Annotated in this window: 22 protein-coding genes; 15 read left to right on the forward strand and 7 right to left on the reverse strand. The window is 35.2% G+C overall.

Annotated features, from left to right (window positions below; all coding sequences use genetic code 11):
- The first annotated feature begins 401 nt into the window (after window positions 1-401).
- From DB895_RS11270 to DB895_RS11330, 13 genes are all read left to right on the forward strand, one after another.
- Window positions 402-1,802 carry an anthranilate synthase component I family protein gene (locus tag DB895_RS11270; RefSeq protein WP_116725537.1) on the forward strand — a complete coding sequence of 467 codons (1,401 nt, stop codon included), beginning with the start codon at window positions 402-404 and terminating at the stop codon, window positions 1,800-1,802.
- 40 nt (window positions 1,803-1,842) lie between these two features.
- Window positions 1,843-2,439: an anthranilate synthase component II gene (locus DB895_RS11275; protein WP_116725470.1), complete on the forward strand. Its 597-nt coding sequence runs from the start codon at window positions 1,843-1,845 to the stop codon at window positions 2,437-2,439.
- Between the two features lie 91 nt (window positions 2,440-2,530).
- Complete coding sequence (gene trpD, locus DB895_RS11280) at window positions 2,531-3,523, forward strand: anthranilate phosphoribosyltransferase (RefSeq protein WP_116725471.1); 993 nt, start codon at window positions 2,531-2,533, stop codon at window positions 3,521-3,523.
- A 2-nt stretch (window positions 3,524-3,525) separates the two neighbouring features.
- On the forward strand, window positions 3,526-4,314 hold the full coding sequence (gene trpC, locus DB895_RS11285) for an indole-3-glycerol phosphate synthase TrpC (protein WP_116725472.1): 789 nt from the start codon (window positions 3,526-3,528) through the stop codon (window positions 4,312-4,314).
- 103 nt (window positions 4,315-4,417) lie between these two features.
- On the forward strand, window positions 4,418-5,023 hold the full coding sequence (locus tag DB895_RS11290; protein WP_116725538.1) for a phosphoribosylanthranilate isomerase: 606 nt from the start codon (window positions 4,418-4,420) through the stop codon (window positions 5,021-5,023).
- Between the two features lie 48 nt (window positions 5,024-5,071).
- Complete coding sequence (gene trpB / locus DB895_RS11295) at window positions 5,072-6,253, forward strand: tryptophan synthase subunit beta (protein WP_116725473.1); 1,182 nt, start codon at window positions 5,072-5,074, stop codon at window positions 6,251-6,253.
- Window positions 6,254-6,411: 158 nt separating this feature from the next.
- Window positions 6,412-6,732 (forward strand): gamma-glutamylcyclotransferase family protein, encoded by a 321-nt coding sequence (locus DB895_RS11300; protein ID WP_116725474.1) that lies wholly within the window; start codon window positions 6,412-6,414, stop codon window positions 6,730-6,732.
- Between the two features lie 51 nt (window positions 6,733-6,783).
- Window positions 6,784-7,545 carry a tryptophan synthase subunit alpha gene (gene trpA / locus DB895_RS11305; RefSeq protein ID WP_116725475.1) on the forward strand — a complete coding sequence of 254 codons (762 nt, stop codon included), beginning with the start codon at window positions 6,784-6,786 and terminating at the stop codon, window positions 7,543-7,545.
- A gap of 214 nt (window positions 7,546-7,759) precedes the next feature.
- Complete coding sequence (locus DB895_RS11310; RefSeq protein WP_116725476.1) at window positions 7,760-8,383, forward strand: TetR/AcrR family transcriptional regulator; 624 nt, start codon at window positions 7,760-7,762, stop codon at window positions 8,381-8,383.
- Window positions 8,373-9,728, forward strand: coding sequence for a TolC family protein (locus tag DB895_RS11315; protein ID WP_116725477.1), 1,356 nt, complete (start codon window positions 8,373-8,375; stop codon window positions 9,726-9,728). Before DB895_RS11310 ends, DB895_RS11315 begins: the two co-directional genes overlap by 11 nt.
- Window positions 9,729-9,740: 12 nt before the next feature.
- Window positions 9,741-10,820: an HlyD family secretion protein gene (locus tag DB895_RS11320; RefSeq protein WP_116725478.1), complete on the forward strand. Its 1,080-nt coding sequence runs from the start codon at window positions 9,741-9,743 to the stop codon at window positions 10,818-10,820.
- A gap of 10 nt (window positions 10,821-10,830) precedes the next feature.
- Window positions 10,831-12,417, forward strand: a complete 1,587-nt coding sequence (locus tag DB895_RS11325) for an MDR family MFS transporter (RefSeq protein WP_116725479.1) — start codon at window positions 10,831-10,833, stop codon at window positions 12,415-12,417.
- A 202-nt stretch (window positions 12,418-12,619) separates the two neighbouring features.
- The gene (locus tag DB895_RS11330; RefSeq protein WP_116725480.1) at window positions 12,620-13,894 is read left to right on the forward strand and encodes an NHL domain-containing protein; all 1,275 of its coding nucleotides are present in this window, start codon (window positions 12,620-12,622) and stop codon (window positions 13,892-13,894) included.
- 222 nt (window positions 13,895-14,116) lie between these two features.
- Here DB895_RS11330 and DB895_RS11335 read toward each other — a convergent pair whose 3' ends face one another.
- The 5 genes from DB895_RS11335 to DB895_RS11360 all read right to left on the reverse strand — a co-directional run bounded on the left by DB895_RS11335 (window position 14,117) and on the right by DB895_RS11360 (window position 19,056).
- Entirely contained in the window at window positions 14,117-14,560 is a 444-nt protein-coding gene (locus DB895_RS11335; protein WP_394336332.1) for a group II intron maturase-specific domain-containing protein, read from the reverse strand.
- Window positions 14,561-15,190: 630 nt separating this feature from the next.
- Window positions 15,191-16,411, reverse strand: coding sequence for an ABC transporter permease (locus tag DB895_RS11345; RefSeq protein WP_116725482.1), 1,221 nt, complete (start codon window positions 16,409-16,411; stop codon window positions 15,191-15,193).
- A complete protein-coding gene (locus DB895_RS11350; RefSeq protein WP_116725483.1) occupies window positions 16,408-17,172 on the reverse strand; it encodes an ABC transporter ATP-binding protein in 765 nt (254 codons plus the stop codon). The genes DB895_RS11345 and DB895_RS11350 overlap by 4 nt, the downstream gene beginning before the upstream one ends.
- A gap of 11 nt (window positions 17,173-17,183) precedes the next feature.
- Window positions 17,184-18,413, reverse strand: coding sequence for an efflux RND transporter periplasmic adaptor subunit (locus tag DB895_RS11355; protein ID WP_116725484.1), 1,230 nt, complete (start codon window positions 18,411-18,413; stop codon window positions 17,184-17,186).
- Window positions 18,414-18,480: 67 nt separating this feature from the next.
- Window positions 18,481-19,056 (reverse strand): hypothetical protein, encoded by a 576-nt coding sequence (locus tag DB895_RS11360; protein ID WP_116725485.1) that lies wholly within the window; start codon window positions 19,054-19,056, stop codon window positions 18,481-18,483.
- Window positions 19,057-19,136: 80 nt separating this feature from the next.
- Between DB895_RS11360 and DB895_RS14300 the strand changes: the two genes are divergently transcribed.
- Window positions 19,137-19,298 carry a hypothetical protein gene (locus DB895_RS14300; RefSeq protein ID WP_166426968.1) on the forward strand — a complete coding sequence of 54 codons (162 nt, stop codon included), beginning with the start codon at window positions 19,137-19,139 and terminating at the stop codon, window positions 19,296-19,298.
- 278 nt (window positions 19,299-19,576) lie between these two features.
- On the forward strand, window positions 19,577-20,200 hold the full coding sequence (locus DB895_RS11365; protein WP_116725486.1) for a hypothetical protein: 624 nt from the start codon (window positions 19,577-19,579) through the stop codon (window positions 20,198-20,200).
- Between the two features lie 82 nt (window positions 20,201-20,282).
- On the opposite strand, the gene DB895_RS11370 is transcribed toward DB895_RS11365, so the two are convergent.
- Both DB895_RS11370 and gyrA read right to left on the reverse strand, forming a co-directional pair.
- Window positions 20,283-21,554 (reverse strand): tetratricopeptide repeat protein, encoded by a 1,272-nt coding sequence (locus DB895_RS11370; RefSeq protein ID WP_116725487.1) that lies wholly within the window; start codon window positions 21,552-21,554, stop codon window positions 20,283-20,285.
- Window positions 21,555-21,576: 22 nt separating this feature from the next.
- Complete coding sequence (gene gyrA / locus DB895_RS11375; RefSeq protein WP_116725488.1) at window positions 21,577-24,201, reverse strand: DNA gyrase subunit A; 2,625 nt, start codon at window positions 24,199-24,201, stop codon at window positions 21,577-21,579.
- Between the last annotated feature and the right edge of the window lie 205 nt (window positions 24,202-24,406).

Below are 24,406 nucleotides of genomic sequence, written 5' to 3' on the forward strand. Positions count from 1 at the left end.
TCAAGATACTGAATTTCAGTATCTTGACCAATATCTAGCCAATATTTTCTACTTCAAATAATTACACCCAACGGGTTGCTTTTAATAAATTATGGATAAATACGGACAATTAAAATAAATATCACTATTTTTTTATTATTTGTTTAAAATTAGAAAAAAAACAAAATATTATTTGAAAAGTTAAAAATCATTTTTACATTTGTCACTCAAAATTAATACATGAACACAATATTAAATAATTCTTGGTGGTGGAGCAGTTTGCGTCAAACGTCGTGAAATAGTCTACTATTGAATATATTTAAACAAAAATATCAAAAGGGCTTGTCAATCACGACAAGCCCTTTTTTATAAAATAGTAATGAAAAATAGCAGAAATGCTTTTCAAAAAAACAACAAATACAATGAAAATCTATAAATTCAAAACTCAATACAAACAAATACTTGCCGACACCATAACCCCAGTAAGTGTTTATCTTAAAATTCGCGATAAATTTCCGAATAGTTTGTTACTGGAAAGTAGTGATTATCATGCCAACGACAATAGTTTTTCTTATATATGTTGTAATCCTATAGCTTCTATAAAAGTTGAAAATGGGATTATCACTAAATCATTTCCTGATGGAATTTCTGAAAAAATCACTATCAGCAATCAAGTTGATGTTCCAAATATCATCCAAGAATTTGCCTCGCAATTTGAATCCGAAAGCAATGATTTCAAGTTCATCAATAACGGACTGTTCGGTTATATTTCTTATGATGCGGTGCGTTATTTCGAAAAAGTAGCTATCGAAAAAAAAGCAGATGATTTGCAGATTCCCGATATCTATTATGCCGTATATCAAAACATCATTGCGATTAATCATTTCAAAAATGAAGCTTTTATTTTCTGCCACTCCCTGCATGATGAAAACAACATTGAATCCATCGAACAATTGCTTCAAACTAAAAACTTTGCCTCCTATTCTTTTTCTAGAACGGAAGAAAAAAAATCAAATTTAACCGATGCCGAATTTAGAAACAATGTGGCTTTAGCCAAAAAACACTGTTTCCGAGGAGATGTCTTTCAGTTAGTGCTTTCCCGTCGATTTACACAGAAGTTTAAAGGAGACGAATTCAATGTATATCGTGCTTTAAGAAGTGTTAACCCTTCGCCCTATTTGTTCTTTTTTGATTATGGCGATTTCAAAATCATGGGGTCTTCCCCCGAAGCGCAATTGGTCGTAAAAAACAGAAAAGCAGAAATTCACCCCATAGCAGGAACTTTCAGACGAACTGGTAATGATGAGCAAGACGCCATTCTTGCCAAACAATTATCTGAAGACCAAAAAGAAAACTCAGAGCATGTCATGTTAGTTGATTTAGCTAGAAATGATTTAAGTAGGAATGCCAACCAAGTTCAAGTAGAAAAATATCGTGAGGTACAGTTTTTCTCTCATGTAATTCATTTGGTTTCTAAAGTTACTGGCCAATTGCACGAAAACGCAAGCACCATGCAAGTCGTTGCCGATACTTTCCCTGCTGGAACTTTATCAGGCGCCCCAAAACACAAAGCAATGCAATTGATTGAAAAATACGAAAAAACCAATCGTAACTTTTATGGTGGAGCCATTGGCTTTATGGATTTTAGCGGAAACTTTAATCATGCCATTATGATCCGTACTTTTTTAAGCAAAAATCATCAATTGCATTACCAAGCTGGTGCCGGAATCATTGCCAGTTCAAGCGAAGAAAACGAGTTACAGGAAGTGTACAATAAATTATTCGCTTTAGATAAAGCATTAGAAATAGCAGAAACAATATAAGTAATGACAACTTACGGGTTTTCCTTAAAACAAAAACAAAATGAAAATACTGGTTATAGACAATTACGATAGCTTTACATACAATTTAGTCCATTATTTAGAAGACCTGAACTGTGAAGTAACCGTTTATAGAAACGATGAATTTGACATTGATGAAGTTAAAAATTTTGATAAAATTTTGCTTTCACCCGGTCCTGGAATTCCAGATGAAGCAGGTTTATTAAAAGAAGTAATCCAAACCTATTCCCCTACAAAAAGTATCCTAGGTGTATGTTTAGGCCAACAAGCCATAGGCGAAGTTTTTGGAGGAAGCCTTATAAACCTAGAAAAAGTATATCATGGGGTTGCAACCAACGTGAATATTCTTGTGGGAGATGAAAAGCTTTTTGAAGGCTTGGAAAAACAAATTGAAGTAGGTCGTTATCATTCATGGGTCATCAATCCAGAAGGGTTTCCAGAAACTTTAGAAATCACTTCTTTAGATGAAAACGGTCAAATTATGTCTATTCGTCATAAAAAATTTGATGTTCGAGGCGTGCAGTTTCATCCTGAAAGTGTTTTGACTCCTGACGGAAAGAAAATGTTAGAAAATTGGGTAAAATCCTCCCCAACCCCTCCGAAGGAGGGGCTAAACTGAGAGGTTTTAAATCTATAAATTTAATAAATAATTTAAAACCTATTTTACCCCAATAGGTTCTCCCCTCCTTCGGAGGGGCTGGGGGAGGAAAATGAAAAATACATTAAACAGACTCATCAATCACGAAATTCTTTCTAAAGAAGAAGCAAAAAACATATTGGTGAATATATCCAATGGAAATTACAATTCTAGTCAAATAGCCAGTTTATTAACGGTTTACATGATGCGAAACATCACCATCGAAGAATTGGCGGGTTTCCGGGAAGCACTATTAGAATTGTGTGTTCCAATCGATTTATCGGCCTACAATACCATCGATTTGTGTGGAACTGGTGGTGACGGAAAAGACACGTTTAACATCTCCACTCTAGCATCCTTCGTGACTGCAGGCGCTGGAATTAAAGTGGCCAAACACGGAAATTATGGCGTTTCCTCTATTTCAGGTTCTAGTAACGTGATGGAAAGTTTGGGAGTGAAATTCAGTAGCGACAATGGATTCCTTGAAAAATGTATTGCCGAAGCCGGAATCTGTATTCTGCATGCACCTTTATTTCATCCAGCCATGAAAAATGTAGCGCCAATCAGAAAAGAATTAGCCGTAAAAACTTTTTTCAATATGTTGGGTCCAATGATCAATCCTTCCTTTCCAAAAAACCAATTGGTAGGCGTATTTAATTTGGAATTGGCGAGAATGTACAGTTATTTGTATCAAAATACCGATATTAATTTTACCATTTTACACAGTTTAGACGGCTATGACGAAATTTCATTAACAGGAAATACCAAAACAATTTCCAATAAAATTGAAGCCATGTTGAAACCGGAAGATTTTGGCGTAAGTCAATTAACTCAAGAATCCATTCAAGGTGGAACAACCATTGAACAATCGTCACAAATGTTTGTTGATATCATTTCTGGAAAAGGAACCGAAGCCCAAAATAATGTAGTTTGTGCCAATGCAGGAATGGCAATTGCAACCGTAAATCATCTTACGCCAATACAAGGATTTGAGTTGGCAAAAGAGAGTTTACTATCTGGGAAAGCATTAAATGCTTTGAATAAATTAAAATATTTAAGCATTTAATTATGAATATTTTAGATAAAATAATTTTTGATAAAAAACGAGAAGTCGAACTTAAAAAATCGATTATTCCTGTTTCCCAATTAGAGAACTCCGTACTTTTTGGAAGCCGAACGATTTCTTTAAGCAAAATACTTAGAAGCAGTCAAACCGGAATTATTGCCGAACACAAACGTCGTTCTCCATCAAAAGCGGAAATAAATTACAGTTTTACGGTTGAAGAAGTCGTGAAAGGGTATGAAAGTGCCGGTGTTTGCGGAATTTCAGTTTTGACTGACGGAAAATATTTTGGGGGGTCTTTAGACGATTTACTTTTAGCAAGAGCTTCGGTTAATGTACCTCTTTTGCGAAAAGAATTCGTTGTTGACGAATACCAAATCCTTGAAGCCAAAGCACATGGAGCCGATTTAATTTTGCTCATCGCAGCAGTTCTAACCCGTGAAGAAATCAAACAATTATCAGAATTTGCGGAATCATTAGGATTGGAAGTTTTACTCGAAGTTCATAATTTGGAAGAATTGCAAAAATCAATTATGCCAAGTTTAAATATGATTGGCGTAAACAATCGGAACTTAAAAACCTTTGAAGTGAGTTTAGATTTCAGTAAAGAATTAGCATCAGAAATTCCGAATGATTTTGTAAAAGTTTCCGAAAGTGGCATTTCTTCCATTGAAGCCATCAATGAATTAAAACCATACGGTTACAAAGGATTTTTGATTGGTGAAAACTTCATGAAAACCGATAACGCAGGCAAAAGTGCCAAAGAATTTATCAATAAATTAAACGAAAAATAAATGACCTCTTATCACAGATTTAATTTGTGTACAAAAACTTAAAATGGAAAAAAAAATAAATAATCAAGAAGTCTCGGCTCCCTCTCCTTCGGAGAGGGCTGGGGTGAGGATTAAAATCTGTGGTATGAAATATCCCGAAAACATAATCGAAGTAGGTTCGCTCCTACCCGATTATATGGGATTTATTTTCTGGGAAAAATCCAGTCGTTTTTTTGATGGGACAATGCCTGATTTACCACAATCAATTCAAAAAGTGGGTGTTTTTGTTGACGCCACTTTAGAAGAAATCATTTCAAAAATTGAAAAATACAATTTAAATTTGATTCAATTACACGGAAATGAATCGGTGGAATTCTGTCAGAATCTAAAAAAATTGGATATCAAAATCATTAAGGTTTTTTCTGTAAATGACGATTTCAATTTTGAAGTTTTAAAAGAATATGAAGCCGTTTGCGATTACTTTTTATTTGATACCAAAGGGGAATTACCCGGTGGAAATGGTGTTACTTTCAATTGGAAACTTTTGGAAAAATACAATTTAGCAAAACCTTTTTTTCTAAGTGGCGGAATTGGTTTAGAGGATTTAGAAAAAATAAAAAAAATAAATTTACCGATTCATGCAATTGATGTAAACAGTAAATTTGAAATGGAACCTGGATTAAAAAACACTAAACTATGTAAAGATGCACTGCGGTGCATCTCTATGTAAAGACACACTGCAGTGCGTCTTTACGATAACAAAATAAAATAAAAAATCATGTCATATCACGTTGATGAAAAAGGATTTTACGGCAATTTTGGAGGTGCATACATTCCTGAAATGTTGTATCCAAATGTTGAAGAATTACGTCAAAATTATTTAAAAATAACTGCCGAACCTTCGTTTAAAAAGGAATTTATGAGTTTGTTGGTCGATTATGTTGGTCGCCCTACTCCTCTCTATTTTGCAGAACGTTTGTCTAAGGAATATAACACTAAAATATACCTAAAAAGAGAGGATTTATGCCATACCGGTGCACACAAGGTCAACAATACCATTGGTCAAATTCTAGTAGCAAAAAAATTGGGAAAAACCAGAATTATTGCTGAAACCGGTGCTGGTCAACACGGCGTGGCAACTGCCACCGTATGTGCTCTGATGGGATTAGAATGTATCGTTTATATGGGTGAAGTCGATATTAAACGCCAAGCTCCAAATGTTGCGCGAATGAAAATGCTTGGTGCCGAAGTTCGTCCTGCATCATCGGGTTCAAAAACCTTAAAAGATGCTACAAACGAAGCTATTAGGGATTGGATCAATAATCCTGAAAACACCTATTATATAATTGGCTCTGTTGTAGGACCACATCCTTATCCAGATATGGTGGCGCGTTTTCAGGCTATAATTTCGGAAGAAATTAAACAACAATTACAGGAAAAAGAAGGACGAGAAAACCCAGATTATGTTGTGGCCTGTGTAGGTGGTGGAAGCAATGCCGCCGGAGCTTTCTATCATTTTCTGGACGAAAAAGACGTGACTATTATTGCCGTGGAAGCGGCAGGATTAGGTGTGGATTCCGGCGAAAGTGCAGCGACTTCGGCTTTGGGGAAAATCGGGATTATTCACGGAAGTAAAACCCTTTTAATGCAAAGTCCGGATGGGCAAATTACGGAACCGTATTCCATTTCTGCGGGATTGGATTATCCCGGAGTTGGCCCAATGCATGCCCATTTATTTGAAAGCAAACGCGCTGAATTCATCTCTATTACTGATGCAGAAGCGATGGATTGGGGCATCAAATTATCAAAAACAGAAGGGATAATTCCCGCTATAGAGTCGGCACATGCTTTTGCGATTTTAGATAAAAAACAATTCAAACCAACAGATGTTGTCGTTATTAATCTTTCTGGACGTGGAGACAAAGATTTGAATACTTACATTGATTATTTTAAATTATAAGTGCTTCGCCTATTCGCCTTGCAGGCTCGGGTGGGCGTTCCCACAAGGGTCGGGCTATACGCTATATCCACGAAATTGCTTCGTACCTCGCAATAACGTGGGATACCGCTGCTATCCCTAACGCACAAAACAAGAAACATTAATATAACAATTGGGAAATGGAAAAATTATTTGCTTACGGAACTTTAAAAGATAAAGATATCCAAGAAACTATTTTTGGACGAATTCTAACAGGAATTCCCGACAAATTAATTGGGTATGCCATACAGGAAATACATATTGAAGAAGAATTTGGAATAGCTCAATATCCTATCATTACAGCAACCCAAAATCCAAAGGACAGTATCAGCGGAATTCTATATGAAATAAGCCTAAAAGAATTACAATTAGCCGATACTTATGAAGGAATACACTATAAACGCATTCAGGTAGAATTGCATTCTAATGAAATTGTATGGGTTTATAGCGCTAAAATATAAGTAAATACACAAGATAAAAAACAGATTCTAAATCTGATTAAAAATAGAATTATGAACAGAATAAATCAAAAATTACAGGAAGACAAAAAATTACTTTCCATTTATTTTTCGGCAGGATATCCTAATTTGAATGATACCGTTCAAATCATTCAGGATTTAGAAAAAAGTGGTGTGGATATGATTGAAATAGGGTTGCCCTTTAGTGATCCTTTAGCCGACGGACCAACAATTCAAGCCAGTTCGACCCAAGCCTTACAAAACGGAATGACCACAAAATTGCTTTTTGAACAATTGGAAAACATTCGGGAAACGGTAAAAATACCCTTAATCATTATGGGGTATTTCAACCCTATGTTGCAATATGGTATAGAAGAGTTTTGCAAGAAATGCTCTGAAATTGGCGTCGACGGATTGATTATTCCCGACTTACCGGTTGCTATTTATGCGGAAAATTATAAGACTACATTTGAGAAATACGGATTAATCAATGTGTTTTTGATTACTCCACAAACTTCCAATGACCGAATTCAATTTATAGACAGCGTTTCGAACGGATTTATTTATATGGTTTCATCAGCAAGTGTTACCGGTTCACAATCCGGCTTTGGAAGTTCACAAGAAGCCTATTTCAAACGAATTGCCGATATGAATTTGAATAATCCTCAAATCATTGGTTTCGGAATAAGCGATAAAACCACATTTAACCAAGCAACACAATTTGCAAAAGGAGCTATTATTGGTAGTGCATTTATTAAAAATTTGACTGAGAATGGAGTTGGAAACATTAGTAAATTTGTCAGTGCTATTATTTAGTACCACTTTCAAGTCGATATAAAAAGCCCAAATGGGCTTTTTCACTTTTATCTTCAAACTGAATTCAATTTTAGGGAAATTTCTAAGAAATTATATTATAAACTTTTATTCCCTTTTCAGTCTTAATATTGTTAATTTCATGTTAAACCATAATTAAACAAATGTTTAATTTAAACAAACGTTTAATTTTGTACCTGCTTTTAAAATAAGTCCTATGAATGATTTTAATGACAAACAAATTCAAATACTTCAGGTAGCCGAAAGGTTATTTGCAGAGAAGGGATTTGACGGCACTTCCATCAGGAATATCTCAAAAGAAGCAAAGATTAACATTGCCATGGTTTCTTATTATTTTGGATCGAAAGAAAAATTGCTCGAACGGCTGATTCTTTTTAGAACCAGTGATTTGAAAATGAAACTGGAAAATTTATTTAAAGAAAACTTGAAACCGTTAGAAAAAATGGATCGGTTTATTGAATTGTATATCGAAAGAATTGACCAAAACAGAGACTTGTATCAAATTTTGCACTTCGAGATTTCTTCTAATAAAAGAGCCATGGATTTGAAAGCTTTCACAGATATTAAAAAGGGAAATTTGCTATCCCTAAAAAAAATTATTGAAGAAGGACAAGATCAGGATATTTTTAAAAAAGACATTAATATTCCGTTGCTTACCCCTACTATTCTTGGTACTTATTTCCATTTTCATAGCAACAAGCCTTTTTTCAAGGAAATTTTAGATTTGAATACGGAAGAGCAATACAACCATTACATTAAAAACGATTTAACAAAACACATTCAACAGACCATCAAATCATTAATAGTATATGCAAATTAACAAACTACTCTTATTGTTTTTGTTTACGGGAGTTTCGGCTATTTATTCTCAGGAAACAGACAAGAAGAATTTAAAGGACGCAACCAAGCTTAATCTTAAAGAAGCCGTTGATTTAGCCATAAACAATAGTAACGAAGCCCTATTGGCCAACACTAAAGTGGAAACCAAAAAATTGGAAGTGCAGTCCATGAAAAACAATCGGTACCCGGATCTTAAAGTTTCAGGGCAATACATGCGATTGACCAATGCTTCTGTAGATTTAAAAATAAATACCAATCCCAATAGCGGAAATTCTGGTGCTGCGCCAAAAGTAAATCAATTGATTCTGGGACAAGCCAATGTCAGTCTGCCTTTATTTTCTGGTTTTAAATTACAAAATAGTATCAAAGCCTCCGAATATTTGTATCAGGCAGAAATGGCGAAATCGGTTCAAACTAAAGAAGAAATTGCTATGAAAGTGGTCGAATATTATGCCAATCTCTATCGTGCCCAAAAAGCCGTTGGTTTAATTAAAGAAAATCTAAAAAGTGCCGAGCAACGTGCAAAAGATTTTGAAGCATTAGAACAAAACGGAATTATTGCCCGAAACGATTTACTTAAAGCCCAACTGCAACAATCAAAAGTGCAGTTGTCATTAGACGAAGCTTACAAAAATGTATCAATAATCAACTATTATCTGGTTACGCTTTTGAAACTTTCAGACGATTATAAAATCTATATCGATGAGCATCAATTTGACAACAATCAGCCGATAAATGTCCTCAAAAGTGAAGAGGTAGGATTGAAAAACAGAAAAGATTTGGAAGCCATACACTTCATTCAAAGTGCAAATGAAAGCAATGTGAAAATTGCTAAAAGTGCCTATTTCCCTTCCATTGCTCTAGTTGGCGGTTACACAACCTTAAACTTACAGAATGTGGTTACGGTACAAAACGCAATGAATGTTGGATTAGGAGTGTCTTATAATTTAAGTTCCATTTTCAAAAACGGGAAAGAAGTGAAAATTGCCAAAAATAAAGCTTTGGAAACCCAACAATCCGAAGCCATTTTATCAGAAAACATTAAAATTCAAGTGCAACAGTCGATAGAGAATTACAATTTAGCGCTAAAACAAAATTTGGTTTACGAGCAAGCCATTGGCCAGGCAACCGAAAATTACAGAATTGTGAAAGACAAATACGACAATGGACTTTCGAATACGACTGACTTATTGGATGCCGATGTAGAACAATTAAACTCCAAAATAAATTATGCCTATTCCAGAGCGAACATTATGCTTAAATATTACGAAATGCTTTCGGCTTCCGGCGGATTAACTTCTTCTTTCAATCTCTCAAAAAACTAATATTCATTTACCATGAGCAATAAAAAAACAAACAAAAAATTCATTCTAATATTCGCTGTTTTAATTCTTTTAGGAGGAACTTACGGAATTTATAAATATGTGCATTCGCTTTCGCATGAAACTACTGATGATGCACAAATTGAAAAAAACATGAATCCAATTATTCCTCGACTTACGGGGTATATAACAAAGGTGTATGTAAAAGACAATGATTTTGTAAAAAAAGGCGATACGCTTTTTACCATTGACAATAAGGATTATTTAGTAAAAGTAGAAGACGCCAAAGCCGCATTAATCGCTTCAGAAGGCAATTTTGCAGCATCAAAAGCTGATATTGAAAGTGTTTCAGCAAATATTGCGGTTTCTGATGCAAACGTGCAATCAGCAGGAGGAAATATCGAAACCGCAAAAATTAGATTGGGTCGTGCTACCAGTGATTTTGAACGTTATAACAATTTGTATAAAAACCATTCTATTACAAAACAACAATTTGAGCAGGCTTTAGCCGCCAAACAAGAAGCCGAAAGTCAGTTGCGAATTTTGCAAAATCAACAAAAAGCAAGTGCTTATCAAAAATCGGTTATTGTAGCAAAATCAAATGTTTCCAGTAAACAAACCGAGGTGGCTGCCGCCAATATCAAACGAGCTCAAGCCATGTTGGATGCTGCAAAACTGAATTTAGATTATACGGTTGTTACTGCGTCTATTGACGGTCAGGTTTCTAAAATAAGCATCCAACCAGGGCAATTGGTTCAACCTGGACAATCTTTATTTTATATAATCAACAATGCGGAAGCTTGGGTCATTGCTAATTTCAAGGAAACCCAACTCGATAAAATGGTTATTGGACAAAAAGTTTCCATAAAAGTGGATGCCTATCCCGATACTGATTTTGAAGGAACAATCACTTCTTTTTCTCCTGCAACCGGAGCTAGATTCTCATTACTTCCACCCGATAATGCAACAGGAAACTTTGTAAAAACAATTCAGAGACTGCCCGTAAAAATTACGCTGAATACTGATAATGATGCTGAAAAAATAAAATTACTGCGTCCGGGAATGAATGTTGATGTTGACGTACATTTAAAATAATTCGTTTATAATGACTACAGTAACAGGAGAAGATGACTTAGTTGAATACGGTTTTAGACGTATTATTATCACGATTACCGCAGTACTTTGTGCCCTGTTGGAAATTGTTGATACCACTATTGTAAATGTTGCCTTAACTAATATGAGGGGAAGTCTTGGAGCTACCCTAACAGATGTGGCGTGGGTTATCACCGCTTATGCAATTGCGAATGTAATTGTTATTCCAATGACAAGTTGGCTTTCACAACAATTTGGTAGACGGAATTATTTTGCCGTATCTATTATCATTTTTACCGTCTCATCTTTTCTCTGCGGAAATGCCACAAATATTTGGGAATTAGTCGCTTTTAGATTCATTCAAGGTTTAGGCGGAGGCGCCTTATTGGTTACTGCTCAAACTATTATAACCGAAAGCTATCCTGTTGCAAAGCGAGGAATGGCTCAAGCAATTTACGGTATGGGAGTCATTGTTGGCCCTACATTAGGGCCACCCTTGGGAGGATATTTAGTAGATCATTTTTCTTGGCCTTATATTTTTTATATCAACATCCCTATTGGGATAATTGCTACCATGCTCACGCTAACATTTGTAAAAAGCCCAAAATATGGCGAAAAATTAAAATCGAACCAAGTCGATTGGTGGGGTATTGTATTTTTGGCTTCATTTATAGGTTCCTTGCAATTTGTGTTAGAACACGGTCAGCAAGACGACTGGTTTAATGATGATTTAATTGTATTTTTAAGCGTAGTATCCGTAGTCGGTTTTTTATTATTTGTTTGGCGGGAATTGACGTATAAATACCCCATTGTAAACTTAGGCGTACTGAAAGACGGGAACTTACGGGTTGGAATTGTCATGTGTTTCATCCTAGGATTCGGCTTGTATGGCTCCACTTTAATAATTCCAATTTACACCCAATCTGTTTTAGGATGGACTGCCACGGATGCCGGTTTACTGCTAATTCCAGGTTCCATCACTACCGCTTTCATGATGCCAATAATTGGTATGTTAATTCAAAAAGGAGTTCCCCAAAGCTATATGGTAGCTATTGGTTTTTTCATATTCTTTTGTTTTACCCTTTGGATGCATAATGTAATCACTCCTGATACTGGAGTCGAAAATATGTATTGGGCATTAATTTTAAGAGGAATAGGTTTAGGCCTTCTTTTCGTTCCTATTACAACCATGTCTTTATCTACATTAAAGGGAAAGCATATTGGCGAAGGTGCGGCTTTTACAGGGATGATGCGCCAATTGGGAGGTTCTTTTGGAATTGCCATTATTACAACCTCCATTACCCGATTCAGTCAGGTACATCGCGTAAATTTAATTGCTAATTTAGACCCTTCAAAAATAGAAGTGCAACAACGAGTAGAACAATTGCAACGAGGCTTCATGGCTAAAGGTTTTAGCAGCAATGAAGCCTTAGGTAAGGCATATCAAATTTTAGATTATTCGGTCATGAAACAAAGTACCATTTTATCTTATATGGATATTTTTCTGTACCTCGGAATTCTGTTTTTGTGCTGTATTCCAATTATCCTTTTTGTTAAAAAGGGAAAATCAAAAATAAATCCTGCCGATGCGATGCACTAATATGGCATCCAACATCAGACGCCGTTTTTAATAAAAACCCGTTGATAATTTAGGAGTAAAAATCTTATATTAGCGAAATGAATTAAGAATGACGTTTGTCAGACAAAGCCGCCTAGATTTGGGTGGATTGGGATGATTTCGTCAGACCTATTGACGAGTTGGCCGTCAGTTTAGACAAATATTGCTCATAAAGACAACATTAATGAAAAAATTCTTTTTAATTACAATTCTTTTTAACCTGACAACACAAGCACAGCAGGTAAGTACTTTAGCTGGCTCAATTCAGGGTTATGCTGATGGAACAGGAAGTCAAGCTAGTTTAAATGCTCCAAGAGGAATTGCTATAGATGCCGGTGGCAATTTATATTTTTGTGACACACAAAATAACCGAATTAGAAAAGTAACCCAAAGTGGTATTGTAACAACCATTGCCGGTTCTACACAAGGCTATGCTGACGGAATTGGAACATCTGCACAATTTTACAATCCTATTGGAATAGCTTTAGATTCTAATGGGAATATATTTATTGCTGATACTAGCAATAATAGAATACGGAAAATAACGCCCGACGGAGTTGTAAGCACTTATGCTGGTTCTACGGTTGGTGACTCTGATGGTATTGGTAGTCAAGTCCATTTTCAGAGTCCAAATAGTGTAACAGTTGATAAATCTGGAAATGTTTATGTCTGTGACGGCTATAACCAAAAGATTAAAAAAATTGCTTTAAATGGACAAGTTACAACAATAGCAGGTTCTACAGAAGGATATGCTGATGGTATTGGAACTGCAGCGAAATTTTATTATCCTTTTAATATTTTTTTGGACACACATGGTGTACTTTATATTGCTGATAATGGTAACTATAAAATTAGGAAAATGACTATTGATGGGACAGTAAGTACTGTTGCTGGCTCAACTTTGGGGTATCAAGACGGTTTAGCAAGTACCTCCCAATTTTTCCAACCTATTGGTCTTACAGTAGATTTAGACGGAAACATATATGTAGGAGATAGATTCAACTATAAAATAAGAAAAATTTCCCCTAATGGAATCGTCAGTACCGTGGCTGGTTCTAGTCAAGGATTCGCTGATGGATTTGGAAATACAGCAAAATTCAACCTTGCAGAAGCTCTTGTTACTGACCAATATGGCACTTTGTACGTAACGGATGCAAATAATTATAGAATTAGAAAAATAACACTACCTCCACTTAATGTTGAAGACAATAATTTATCAACACTGAATATGAAGATATACCCAAATCCAACTCATAAAATACTTAATATTGAACTTACAAACATGCTGTATTTATTTTCTCAAATAGTAATTACTGACATTAGGGGTAAAAAGCTTTTCTCTCAATATTTAAATTTTAAAAGCGTATCATTAGATATGAGTAATTATTCAAAAGGAATATATTTTGTGTCATTAATTGGTAAAAACAATACAATATCTCAAAGATTTATATTAAACTAAATCCAAAAAAGTTCAGCTAAAATAAAACCGAACGGCTAATCGAGTAGACGGGTCCGCCAGAAACTGACGGACTGCGCCTCTCACACCATCCCGCCCATAGCGGGACGGTTCGCAAAGTGATGGGTTGAGTTCCATGTAAATTTCCAACATCGATTGATAGCCTTTCTTCTTGAGCCGCAGTAGGGTAATTGTAGTGGTTAGAATCGGACTTTACTCAAGTTTTTATTTAAATTTTGGTTTTCGTGATATGCTTAGCAGTTGGGCAATGCGCCAGCCTCCTTTTCTGGTTCTGCTCCAAGCATAAGCATGGTCTTTATCGATCCCTAGTCGCATTAGGTTTTTCCTTTTTCGCTCGGGTTTCTTCCAATCCGTCCAGATGCAATAGCGCAGTCTATTGCGCAACCATCCGTCAAGATCTCGTAACTTTCCTTGAATACTCGTCCCCCGAAAATAGTTTAACCATCCTCGTTGAATTTGCTTCGCCAGTTCGCCTTTCAGGCTCGGGTCGTTGATTTTTCGGATGCGTTCCTCGAACCTTTTGGGTGCGGTTTTGCGCGTCACTTCTTTTAGACTTTGCTTGAGTTTTGCCCAAGCTTTGTCCCCTACGGTTAACTGATACCTGCCTTTTACCCCTTTTTGATAGGTTGATGCAAACGAAAATCCCAATATTGTGAACTGAATAAAAAATACAATTTAACAGCATAAAGACACTGTTTAACATCATTAAAATACTGTTTTATATTATAAAGACACAGTTTAACATCATTAAAAAACTGTTTTATATTATAAAGACACAGTTTAATATCATTAAGATACTGTTTGACATCATAAAAATACTGTTTAATATCATTAAGATACTTTTTGACATCATAATGATACTGTTTGATATCATAAATACACTATTTGACATCAATAAGATACTGTTTGACATCAATAAGATACTGTATAACATCATAATGATACTACTTGACATCATTAAGATACTGTTTAACATCATAATGATACTACTTGACATCTTAAAAATACTGTTTGACATCTTAAAGATACTGTTTAACATCATAAAGCTATCATTTAAAAATATCGCTATTATTATGGATAAACATCCCCGATGGCTCGGATATGACAAAACATTCTCGTGAATGATAGCGTGGAATTACACTTTAAATCCGCGCTATCGAGTTCTGAATCCTAAAAACGGGGAATAGCATCCATAATCCAGACGCTATTTTACCGTAAAATGTCTCCAATTGAAAAAGTAAAATCGACTAAGCTCCGTAATTTTTTCCCTGTAAATATTTATTCATAGCGCAAGGCTTCTATAGGATTAAGTTTAGATGCCTTTAGAGCTGGATAATACCCGAAAAATACCCCCGTAACAAAACAAACCAAAAAGGAAACTAGTATTGACGACTGGGTTATTAAAGTGGGCCAATGCATGAAATAGGTTACCAGTTTAGTGGCGGTAATCCCTAATACAACGCCAATTATCCCACCCGTTATGCTAATCATGACCGCTTCTATTAAAAATTGCAGCAATATATCTATTCCCCTAGCTCCCAGAGACATTCGCAGCCCAATTTCCTTGGTACGCTCGGTAACTGAAACATACATGATATTCATAATGCCAATACCGCCAACGATTAACGAAATTCCGGCAATAACAGTGAGTAAAATGGTTAATGTACGACTTGTAGCAGAAAAAGTATTGATCAATTCGGCTTGCGTTCGTACGGTAAAATCATCGTCGGTTCCTTTTTGTAACTTATGGCTCGTTCTCAATATCTGCTGGATTTCTGTGGCGGCATTTTCAATGGCATTTTCATTTACAGCCGAAGCAAAAATAGTTTGATAATAAATGGTGGATAGAATGCGTTTTTGCACCGTACTAATTGGAGCTAGAATTACATCATCCTGATCTTGTCCGAAAGCGTTCTCCCCTTTTTTACTCATAACCCCAATTATTTTAAAGGGTATTTTTTTGAATCGAATGCTTTTCCCAATACCATCTTCCCCATCAGAAAAGAGATTATGCTGTACTGTTTGTCCTATTAAACAAACTTTAGCCGCCAATTTTACATCTTGTTTAGTAAACAGAACTCCATCCTTCAAAGCCCAACCCCGTATGGTGAAATATTCCGGATTCACGCCCTGCATGGTTGTAGACCAATTGTAAGGACCATTAATAACCTGACCTCTAGAAAATACCGATGGTGATAATGCATTGATAAATACCATTTGTTTTTGCAAGGCAATTAGGTCCTGTTCGGTCAATGTTTGTACGCTAGTGTTATCCATTCTGGGACCGCCCATTACATTACTGCTGGGTCTGATGGTGATCATGTTACTTCCCATGCCTGAAATTTGGCTTTGAATACTTTGCTTAGAACCTTGACCAATGGAAATCATAGCAATCACTGCCGCCACACCAATAATAATGCCTAACATGGTGAGAAAGGCACGCATTGAATTGCGTTGAATGGCCTTCCAAGCGATTCGTAAAAGATTACTTATTTTCATTTTAGTATTGATGCTAATTCGGTATTAATAGGCATGTTTTGTAAAACTGTTTTTGCACTGCGTATCCTATCGTTAATTGTATCGTTTATGACCTTGCCGTCTCTAAGTAAAATGGTTCTTTTACTGAACGAAGCGATATCGGGTTCATGAGTAATAAATACAATTGTTTTCCCATGAACCGCATTAAGTTCCTGCATTAACATCATAATGCCATATGAAGTTCTGGAATCCAGATTTCCTGTTGCTTCGTCAGCGAGAATCACTATGGGGTCATTAACTAAAGCTCTTGCAATAGCTACCCGTTGTTGCTGGCCACCAGATAATTGATTGGGCAAATAGTGAATTCGGTCACTCAAATTGACGGCCTCCAGTGCATTCATGGCTTTTTCCCTGCGTTCCTTAGAAGAAATTTCAGAATTATACAATAACGGTAATTCAACATTTTCTAAGGCCGTCGTTCGCGCCAATAGATTATAGGATTGAAAAATGAACCCCAATTTTTTGTTTCGAAGTTTTGCCAATTCATTTTTTGATAGCGCCCCCACATTAATTCTGTCGAGGAAATACGCTCCAGAAGTTGGTTTATCAAGGCAACCCAATATATTCAGCAAAGTAGTTTTCCCTGAACCGCTGCTGCCCATTATCGTTATGAATTCACCTGATTTTATTGTAAAACTGATATCGTTTAATGCTCTTACAGTTTCATCTCCCATCTTGAATTCTCTACTCAGATTCTTTATTTCTACAAGAATTGAATCCATTGTCATAGTCTTTAATTCCTTGAAGTACCAGAAGGCCTTCTTTGCATTTTAGGCATAAAAGGACTTCGTTGTGCATTGTCAGCATTAATTTCATTCCCCTCTATCACATTTGAAATTACTTCTTCATTTAAGGATAACCCTTTCATGACATATACATTGGTATCGTCATTTATCCCAATTGTGATTCTCTTTTCCTTTAATGTTTCTCCTGCTTTTATCCACACAAATGCACTTTGATTTGCTGTGTTTTCATAACCGTTTTGCTTATTTTTATTTGTAAAAGCATTCTTTTCGGCTTTCATAATGGTGTATTGACTCGATAAAATGGAATCTGGTTTAAAATTTAAAGCTCTAGACGCAATTAGTAAAGCCTTATCATGTTGTTCCGTATAAATGTATATACTGGCGGTCATGCCGGGTTTGAGTTTCATTGCTTCATTTTCAACATCAATTAATGTTTTATAAGTAACTACATTAGCAGAAACTGATGGATGCAATAAAATTTTTTGGACTTTTCCCTGAAAGACATCATTTGGAAAAGCATCTACTGTAAAAGTCACTCTTTGACCTGATTGTACTCCACCTATATCTGCCTCGTCTACAGCGGCTCGGACTTGCATTTTTGTAAGATCTTTTGCAATTACAAATAACGTTGGTGCATTAAAACTGGAAGCAATGGTTTGTCCTTCACTTACATTTCTATTGAGAATTACGCCATTAATTGGAGAATAAATATTGGTATAAGAAAGGTTTTTAATCGTAATTTTTAGTTGGGCCAATGCATTATCCACGGCTGCTTTAGCACTATTAAATTGATTTAAGGCCAGCTGATAATCGGCTTTACTGATGATACCCAGAGTGAATAATTTATTTTGTCTGTCAAAATTATTTTGCTGGAAATTCAGATTGCTATTTGCCGTTGCAAGATTTGCTTTTGCCACTTCGGTTTGTGCTAATATATTCGAGGGATCTATTTTCGCTAACAGTTGCCCCTTTTTCACCTCTCCATTAAAATCTACATATATGTTTTTTATCACGCCAGAAACCTGAGCTCCCACAGAAACAGTATCGACGGGCTGAATGGTTCCCGTAGCGGTTATGCTTTTTGCAATAAACCCATAACTTGCTCTTGAAGTAATGAAAGAAATCTCCGGTGTTTTTTTCTGTACAATTAAATAATAGACTGCCGCCGTTGCTAAAACAACCAAAACGAAGACTATTATTATTGTCCTTTTTTTCATAACAATGATTTAAAAAAATAGGGATTTCAATAGAGTGCTATGAAAAATTAAGTCTGAATTTGTTCGTTTACAGTTTATTCAATATGCTTTTTAAATCTTCTTCATTTTCAAATTCATCCAATGATTTTGCGGTATAATGAATTTGCAAACTCGGATAATTTTCAATCGAAATCAAGGTCATTTTTATGATAGACCTATCCGTAGTCCAAACACTATAAAGGTTAAGAATACCGTCTGCAATAGCCTGTCCGCGATCTGTTTTTTCATCTAACGGAGTATTTACTGTCCAAGTTTCTTTGTCTTTGGTCGCCTTTCCATATTTTTCAGTAAGTAATTTTGAGAATTTGTTGTAATCCCGAAAATAGAGTTGTGCATTGCTGTATCTTCTTGTCAAAATATAAATCCCGCTTTCCAACTTATTATCGTCGTTAAAAACAAATAAAACTCTATACTTTGTATTACCAAGAATATCATAGCATTCTAGTACATTATCCTTTATTTTTGAAATAAATCTCACTTTTTCTTCTGATTTTACTTTTTTCAGAGTGTCTCCCCAATTAAATTCCCTAAAATCTTTAGTTTGTGCATTGGAGTAATTTATCCCCCAAACAAGGATTAAAAATCCTAATAGTAACTTTTTCATGATTCTCTAAAAATTAAGATTAATAAAATTTCATCATATTGCTTCTTTAAATTTACACTACCTAAAGTTACAGCTTCTAAATGAAAAATCTACTTATTTTGATGAAAACATTTCAAAATACAATCATGTATTTACCAATAAAACATGTTGTTACATTATTTATTATTGAATTAATTTTGGATAAAAAAATGAATTATAAAATGGTTGATGCAACAGAATTTAAAATCCTGCGCATGGCTTAACAGCAATTTGTAAAAAAAGGAACGGTGCTTAAAATGGCAATGCAGATACTTTTCATCATGATGTTTCTAAATTGTATCTAAATCTCAAAATGAAGTTCAAATAAAAAAATTATATATTTCTCGAATATTTCAAATCATTGATATTCATAATTTTAAAATATTTTAGTATCAAAAAACACAAAAAACAATTAGTACTGTAAAATTTTGGCACGTTAGTTGAAAATAACACAGTATATTGCTGAAACGGATTCAGCATTTAAACTCAAAAACTATTGATTATGAAAAATTTTACTCTTTTAGTAGCAGGCATTTTACTTTTAGGAAATGCAGCCAAAGCATCAGAAATAATCAATTATTCTGGTGGAAATACGAAAACTAATTTTAGCCTTAATGAGCCCATCGAATTTACGGAAAGAGGTATTACCTTTTATGTTTTCGCAAACGGTGAATTCGATTTTAATAGTGAACAAAGTGCGGGCAAAGATTCTTATTACCGACGTGCCATCAATACTACAACTGGTGCTCCCGGGGTGCAAACAAATTTATTACCAATCAACGGTGGTGTCATCATTGAACATGATGCTATGGGTAGAATCCGGAGAATTGGAAATGTATTTATGAATTATGATTATGAAAACCGAATTAAAAGAATCGGCACAGTATATATGTCTTACAACCGTTTTGCTTTGAATCAGATTGGAGGGTTAAAAATCATCTACAACCGAAGAGGTCAAATCATAAATATTTTTGGAAATGTTAAAGGTTATAAGTCCAATTATGGTTATTGCGATTCTTATGAAACCCATTTTGATAATGACAATTCAACGTATCAAAATAATGATAACAATCAGTATTACTATAGAAAAAATGGAGATAAGGCAAAAAGTGAGGATACCAAATAGTCTTAAGGTTTAAACATTTAAAAAAAAAATCCTGATTGTATTTACTACAATCAGGATTTTTTTTAATGTTTTAAAATGAGATTTATTTTCCCATTTTAGCTTTCAATGCTATCTTTTTGTCAGTCATTTCTAAAGCTCCATACACGTTTAAAAGAGTGGTTGCAACATCTTCATTTTTAGAATCTAATTCATTCGCTTTTTCCAGATAAGGTAAAGTTGCTAAAAATATTGCTTCTCTTTGATTCTTTAATACTTCATATCTTTTGGTATCTTTTTCTGAAGTACCCAATTTGTTCATTTCAGTAATAATTTTTTTCTCTCCATCCAACTTCAAAATGGCTAAATTAAGATAGGCATTAATATAATCTGGTTTGATTTCAATTGATCTTTTGTAATACTTTTCGGCCTCAACAACATCCGTTTTAGCGGAAATAACACCCAAATTGAACAATAAATCAGCATCATTAGGGCTTTTTGCCAAAACTTCTGATATTAATCGTTTATAGGTTGGAAAATCTTCCAATTTCAAATAAAGATCCGCTTCGGTAAGAGTTAAAGAAGTATCATCTGGATTGGCAATTCGAGCTTCTGCAAGTGCTTTTTTTGCCTCATCGGTTTTACCATTTTGCACTAAAATTAGGGCGATGTTTTTATATATCTCTCCTCTTTTGGACGGTATTTTTTCATCCCTTGGATTGGAATGAGATTTTAAACTCACCATTCTGTCTCTCTCCGCTTTGGTACCAAAATAATCTTCTTTGTCAGAAACTAAACTTTTGGCATAATAAGCCATGCCTTCGCCAGAATAATTCTGTTTTTTTAACTCTAAATAATAGGCTAACGCTGTATCCCAATCTTGTCCATTTACGGCATAACTTGCAGCATAGTACAATTTTTCCAAATCGGTTTTATCCAATTCATAAACCGCATATAATTTTTTTGCTGCCTCTGAATAATTCTTTTTTGTCCCTTCTTCAATAGCGCTATTTAAGAGTTTGTTTTTGATATCGGATATCGCTGTTTGCGCTTGGCTGGTGTATTTAGACTTTCCTGAAGCTTTTTCTACGGCCAACAAATCCTGATATGCTTTTGCTGCATCAGATTGATTTTTTGACGCATCAATATTCTTTGTTGCTAAGTCTAACAAAGTATTTCCCTTAACAAAGAAATACTGGGCTTTTTCTGAATCAGTAGCATTTGGAATTAAAGATTCGGCTTGTTGCAAAATACCCTTGGCCTCTGCTGAATTTCCGCTTTTCAATGCTTTCTCTGCTGCTTTTATTTGATCTTTTTGAGCAAAAGTGCTTACTGAAATCAATAATGCTGATGCGAGTATTACATATTTACTTTTCATTACTATTCTATTTAATATTTAATTATTCGGTTTCTTCGTCATCGGCATCGTCTTCATCTTCGATGTCTTCTTCAGTTTCAGCATCATCTTCCTCATCGTCGTCATCGGCTGAACCTTCGTCTTCAAGAATTTCTAATACGGGTTTTACTCTTTCAATAGCATCAGATTCGATAATATTACCATCTTCATCAACAATAACTTCTGCTACATCGTCTTTCATTACCTTAGTTACTGCTGCAATAGAATCGTTTCCTTTGATGTTGATCAGTTTCACCCCTTGTGTAGCGCGTCCCATCACTCTCAAATCTTCAACAGCCATTCTTATGGTCAATCCTGATTTGTTGATAATCATTAAATCATCCGCATCGGTAACGGCGTTTATTGAAATTAATTTACCGGTTTTCTCTGTGATATTTAATGTCTTAACCCCTTTTCCCCCACGGTTTGTGATTCTATATTCGTCAAGGCTGGAACGTTTTCCAAAACCATTTTCGGCAACAACAAGGATTTCGCTATTCATATCGTTTACAGTAACCATTCCAATTACTTCGTCTGTTTCATCTTTTAAAGTAATTCCACGAACTCCGGAAGCGGTTCTTCCCATTGGACGGGTTTTGGTTTCTTCAAAACGAACTAATTTCCCTGATTTCACCGCCAAAATAATTTGACTTTCACCATTGGTGAGTTTGGCTTCTAATAATTCATCGCCTTCTTTAATCGTGATTGCGGCAACACCATTGACTCTAGGTTTAGAATATTTCTCTAATGAGGTTTTCTTAACTTGCCCTTTTTTGGTCACCATTATCAAATTATGACTCCCTATGTATTCTTTATCTTTTAAATCTTGAGTACAAATGAAAGCTTTTACTTTATCATCACTTTCAATGTTAATCAAGTTTTGCAAAGCCCTTCCTTTTGCCGTTTTGCTTCCTTCCGGAATTTCATATACACGCATCCAGAAACATTTCCCTTTTTGGGTAAAGAACATCATATATTGGTGGTTGGTGGCCACAAACATGTGTTCTAAGAAATCTTGATCTCTTGTTCCGGCACTTTTTTGACCAACTCCTCCTCTATTTTGGGTCTTATATTCTGTCAAATTGGTGCGTTTGATATAACCGGCGTGTGAAATGGTAATTACCACATTTTCATCGGCAATTAAATCCTCGATGCTTACATCTCCACCAGAATATTCAATAACAGAACGACGGGCATCTCCATATTTATCACGAATTTCTATAAGCTCTTCTTTTATTAAAGCAGTTCTCAAATCAACATTTGCTAATAAATCTTTCAAATGCTCAATCAATTTCATTAACTCTTCATATTCCGCTCTTAACTTGTCTTGTTCCAGACCTGTTAATTGACGCAAACGCATTTCTACAATGGCACGAGACTGAATGTCAGACAATTTGAATCTTTCGATTAACTTTTCTCTGGCTTCTTCCGTATTTTTAGACCCTCGAATTAAAGCTATCACTTCGTCAATATTATCAGAAGCTATGATTAAACCTTCTAAGATATGCGCCCTTTCCTCGGCTTTGCGCAATTCAAAACGCGTTCTACGAACCACAACATCGTGACGGTGCTCGATGAAATAATGAATCATGTCTTTTAGATTCAACATTTGGGGACGCCCTTTTACCAAGGCAATATTGTTTACACTGAAAGAAGATTGCAGTTGCGTAAACTTGTAAAGCGTATTTAACACCACATTTGGCGTAGCATCACGCTTCAATATATAAACGATTCGCATTCCGTTTCTATCCGATTCATCACGAATATTGGCGATACCCTCAATTTTTTTGTCGTTTACTAAATCAGCAGTTCTTTTAATCATGTCTGCCTTATTGACCTGATACGGAATTTCGGAAACGATAATAGATTCTCTTCCGTCAACTTCTTCAAAGTTCACTTTGGCACGCATCACAATACGTCCACGACCTGTTTTGAATGCTTCACGCACCCCTTCATATCCATAAATAATTCCACCGGTAGGAAAATCGGGAGCCTTAATATGATTCATCAATTCGTCTATCTCAATATCATTATTATCAAGATAAGCCAAGGTTCCATTGATGACTTCGGTTAAATTGTGTGGTGGCATATTAGTAGCCATCCCCACAGCAATACCAGTTGCTCCGTTTATTAATAAGGTGGGAACTCTAGTCGGCATTACTTTTGGCTCATACAATGTATCGTCAAAATTCAATTGAAAATCAACGGTTTCTTTTTCGATGTCGGCCATAATTTCTTCCGAAATCTTTTTCATTCTGGCTTCGGTGTAACGCATTGCTGCAGGACTATCGCCATCTACAGAACCAAAGTTACCCTGACCGTCAACCAAAAGATAACGCATGCTCCATTCTTGAGCCATACGCACCATGGCATCATATACAGATGTATCTCCGTGTGGGTGATACTTCCCTAAAACTTCTCCTACGATTCTCGCTGATTTTTTATGGGCTGATTTTGAAGTGATTCCTAATTCATGCATTCCAAAAAGCACTCTTCGATGCACTGGTTTCAAGCCATCTCTAACATCTGGAAGTGCTCTTGATACAATTACCGACATCGAATAATCGATGTAAGCTGATTTCATTTCGTCCTCTATGTTAATAGGAATTAACTTTTCTCCGTTAGACATATTATAGTTATATTAAAAATTATTTGTTTTGAAAAATCCTGCTAATATAACCTTTCTCGACTATTTTTAAGGGATTTTTAAACATATTTTTTTTCGATTTATCAACAAAATTCAGTCCGTTTTCAGTTGATAAGTTAATTCACTTTTAACTTTTAATTTTAAATATTTTTTGTCTATTAGCTGACAGCACATTTAGATGGGAATG

It is taken from the genome of Flavobacterium psychrotolerans, from assembly GCF_003097635.1.
GTDB lineage: Bacteria > Bacteroidota > Bacteroidia > Flavobacteriales > Flavobacteriaceae > Flavobacterium > Flavobacterium psychrotolerans.